Source organism: Arthrobacter sp. 2YAF22_2 (assembly GCF_052114645.1).
Classification (GTDB): domain Bacteria; phylum Actinomycetota; class Actinomycetes; order Actinomycetales; family Micrococcaceae; genus Arthrobacter.
This window is the reverse complement of sequence record NZ_JBFRFD010000412.1, coordinates 1-3,435: the sequence shown is the minus strand read 5'-3', so window position 1 is coordinate 3,435 and position 3,435 is coordinate 1. Positions and strand designations below refer to the sequence as shown.

Annotated in this window: 3 protein-coding genes and 2 riboswitches; of the genes, 1 reads left to right on the top strand and 2 read right to left on the bottom strand. The window is 67.9% G+C overall.

Translation table 11 applies throughout. The features are described from left to right. Positions 1–114 precede the first annotated feature (114 nt). Positions 115–1,314 (bottom strand): homoserine O-acetyltransferase MetX, encoded by a 1,200-nt coding sequence (gene metX / locus AB4Y86_RS15030; RefSeq protein ID WP_441402999.1) that lies wholly within the window; start codon positions 1,312–1,314, stop codon positions 115–117. A gap of 11 nt (positions 1,315–1,325) precedes the next feature. Then, a riboswitch (SAM riboswitch) is annotated at positions 1,326–1,441 on the bottom strand. A 59-nt stretch (positions 1,442–1,500) separates the two neighbouring features. Further along, positions 1,501–2,817: a bifunctional o-acetylhomoserine/o-acetylserine sulfhydrylase gene (locus AB4Y86_RS15025; RefSeq protein ID WP_441402998.1), complete on the bottom strand. Its 1,317-nt coding sequence runs from the start codon at positions 2,815–2,817 to the stop codon at positions 1,501–1,503. 60 nt (positions 2,818–2,877) lie between these two features. Beyond that, positions 2,878–2,992, bottom strand: a riboswitch (SAM riboswitch). A 215-nt stretch (positions 2,993–3,207) separates the two neighbouring features. Here AB4Y86_RS15025 and AB4Y86_RS15020 point away from each other — a divergent pair. After that, positions 3,208–3,435, top strand: a 228-nt coding sequence (locus tag AB4Y86_RS15020) for a VOC family protein (RefSeq protein ID WP_441402997.1), incomplete at its 3' end; no start/stop codon positions are given.

The following is a 3,435-nucleotide window of genomic DNA, read 5'->3' as shown; positions in this document are numbered from 1 at the left end:
GAGTTATGACACACAGCTTTTATCCTCAACGAGTATGGACTGCCATCGCCGCAGGCTCAACGACCATTCGCGCAGAGCGCGTCTGCAAAAATGCACAGYCGACGACGCCGCCAGCTAGCCGAAGAAGCTCTCCCGCAGCTGATCGCTGAGTTGGCCGATCTCGGTCAGGAAGCCGTCATGGCCGATCGGAGCCTCGATCACATGCACCGAAACGTCTCCCGGCAGGGCGTCGGCGAGTTCACGGGACTGGGCCGGGAAGTACAGCCGGTCCGAGTCCACGGCGGCCACGAGGAACTCAGCGGTGGCCCTTGAGAGGGCCTTCCTAAGGCTTCCGCGGCCGCGGCTGATGTCGTGGCTCATTAGCGCCTCGGTGATGGCGATGTAGCTGTTGGCATCGAAGCGGCGCACGAGTTTGTTGCCCTGGTGGTCCAGGTAGCTCTCCACCTGGTAGCGGCCCCGGCCGGCCAGCGACCCGGCTTCGAGCGGGGTCTCGGCCGCCTGCGGCTTCCGCCCGAAGCGGCCGTCCAGTTCGGCGGCGGAACGGTAGGTGATGTGGGCGATCCGGCGGGCCAGGGCCAGACCGGCATGCGGTTCCGGGCCGCCGTAGTAGTCGCCGCCGTTGAAGTTGGGGTCCTGGCGGATGGCCAGGGTCTGGGCCTGGGCGAACGCAATCTGCTCGGCCGTGCTGCTGGCCCCCACCGAGATCACGGCGCAACGCCGGACCCGTTCCGGGTAACTGACCGCCCATTCGAGGGCGCGCGCTCCCCCGAGGGAACCGCCCAGTACGGCGTGCCAGCTGCCGATCCCCAGGGCGTCCGCGAGGCGGGCCTCGGCGGCGGTGCTGTCCCGGAGGGTGACCAGCGGGAAGCGCGAGCCCCAGGGCCTGCCGTCCGGTGCCRGCGTCGAGGGCCCGGTGGAGCCGTAGCAGCCACCAAGGATATTGATAGAAACCACGAAGTACCGGTCCGTGTCCACGGGCGCGCCGCGGCCAGCCAGCTGCTCCCACCAGCCCGGTTCCTCGCCGGCACCCCGGGTGACATGGGCGTCTCCGGTCAGGGCGTGCTCGATCAAGACCGCGTTGGAGGCGTCAGCATTGAGCGTTCCCCAGGTCTCGTAGGCGAGCGTGACATCCGGCAGGGTGGCGCCGGATTCAAGGGCCAGGGAGCCGATCCGGTGGAGGCGCACCGTCCCGTCCGGGACGGACGCGGCCCCTGTGCCTTTCGTCGTTTGGTGGCCCGTCACGTCATGGCCCGTCGCTTCGCGGCTGGTTGCTGTGCTGTCGGGTGCACCCGTGCGGGCGGCGGCAATCGTCATGTGCGGACCTATCTTTGCGCTTGCCCGCCGTCAGCTGACCGACAGGCCAGGTCTTCACCCGGGGCACCCCGCCGCAGGAGGAGGGTTGCCGGCCAGCAAGCCGGGGCTGTCGCTGGCACTCATGACCTGCCCMGAGTCTACGAAACACGGCCGGGCAAGCGCGAAGATTGTGACGGCTGTGTGACCTCAGGCGGTTTTGGCCGCCCGGAAGCCGGCGTCAAGGTCAGCGATGATGTCGTCGATGTGTTCCAGCCCCACTGACAGCCGGACCAGGCCGGGGTTCACCCCGGCAACCGTCTGCTGTTCGGGCGAGAGCTGGCTGTGCGTGGTCGACGCCGGGTGGATGACCAGGGACCGCACGTCACCGATGTTCGCCACGTGGGAATGGAGTTCGAGGGCATCGACGAAACGTTTGCCGGCCTCCGCTCCGCCGGCGATGTTGAAGGCCACGACGGCGCCGGTACCCTTCGGGCCGTACTTGCGCCCGCGCTCGTACCAGGGGCTGGACGGCAGTCCGGCGTAGGCGACGGATTCGACGTCGTCCCTTGCCTCCAGCCATTCGGCCACCTTGACGGYGTTGGCGACATGCCGCTCCACCCTCAGGCTCAGCGTCTCGATGCCCTGGGCGATGAGGAAGGCGTTGAACGGCGAGACGGCCGAGCCGAGGTCGCGCAGCAGCTGGACGCGGGCCTTGAGGATGAAGGAGAGGTTTGCGCCCAGCGCCCCGTCGGCCCCGAGGTCGCGGGCGTAGACCAGGCCGTTATACGTGGGGTCCGGGGTGTTGAAGCCGGGGAAGCGCTCGGGGTCCTTGCCGAAGTCGAAGTTGCCGGAGTCCACGATCACGCCGCCGATCGCGGTGCCGTGGCCGCCAAGGTACTTGGTGGCCGAATGGACCACGACATCGGCGCCCCACTCGATCGGCCGGATCAGGTAGGGGGTGGAGAGCGTGTTGTCCACGATCAGCGGTACCCCGGCCCGGTGGGCCACGTCTGCGACGCCTTCGAGGTCCAGCACGTCCTGCCGCGGGTTGGAGACCACCTCGCCGAAGAACAGCTTGGTGTTCGGCTGCACGGCGTCCCGCCACTGTTCCAGGTTGTCCGGGTCTTCCACAAAGGTCACCGAGATGCCGAACTTCTTCAGTGTGTGCGCCAGCAGGTTGTAGGTGCCGCCATACAGGCTGGGGCTGGCGACCACGTGGTCCCCGGCTTCGGCGATGTTGAGGATGGCGAAGGTTTCGGCGRCCTGCCCCGAACTCAGGAGGAGTGCGCCGAGGCCGCCTTCAAGGCTCGCGACCCGCTGCTCCACCGCATCCTGGGTGGGGTTGCCGATCCGGGTGTAGATGGGGGCGAGTTCGGCGAGGGCGAAGCGGTTGGCCGCGCTTTCCGCACTGGGGAAGACGAACGACGTCGTCTGGTAGATCGGGAGCGCCCGGGCTCCGGTGGCTGAATCCGGCTCCTGGCCGGCGTGGATCTGGCGGGTTTCAAAGGACCAGGCGTTGGACATTGGAGAGCTCCTTGTGACTGGGCACAGGCCGTCCGTGGCCCTGGGGCCCGGCCGGCTCTGGCGCCGCGCTTGCCTTCCGGCGGACGCCGGTTGGCCAGGTCTTCACCCGGGGCACCCCACCGCGCAGGAGGGTTGCCGGCCAGCAAGCCGGGGCTCGATGCTGGCGCTCATGACCTGGCTTCAGTCTAGGAAGGCCCCCGGGCGTCTGGATAGCTTTATGACGAAGATGAAGCCGCGCCCCACGTGCAGCCCCGCCAAGCGCCCGCGGGCGCCGGAAAGTGGTGCCGCCCCGGGCTGACGCCAGTCGCCCTCGGCCCGCGAAAATGACATCCCATCACGGTTAGGATGCCCTAAGCTGAGAGCCCCATCACAAAGTGCCAAGATGATGGCATGCGCATGGATCACGTCTCTTACGCCTGTGAACAAGATGGCTTGGCTGCCACCACCAAACGTATTGCGACCGCCCTCGGTGTCGAAGCCGTCAAGGGCGGGGTACACCCCCGTTTCGGGACCCGCAACATGATTATTCCGCTCGCCGGACACAAGTACCTGGAGGTCGTGGAGGTCCTTGACCACCCCGCTTCGGACAAGGCCCCGTTCGGCCAGGCCGTACGCGCC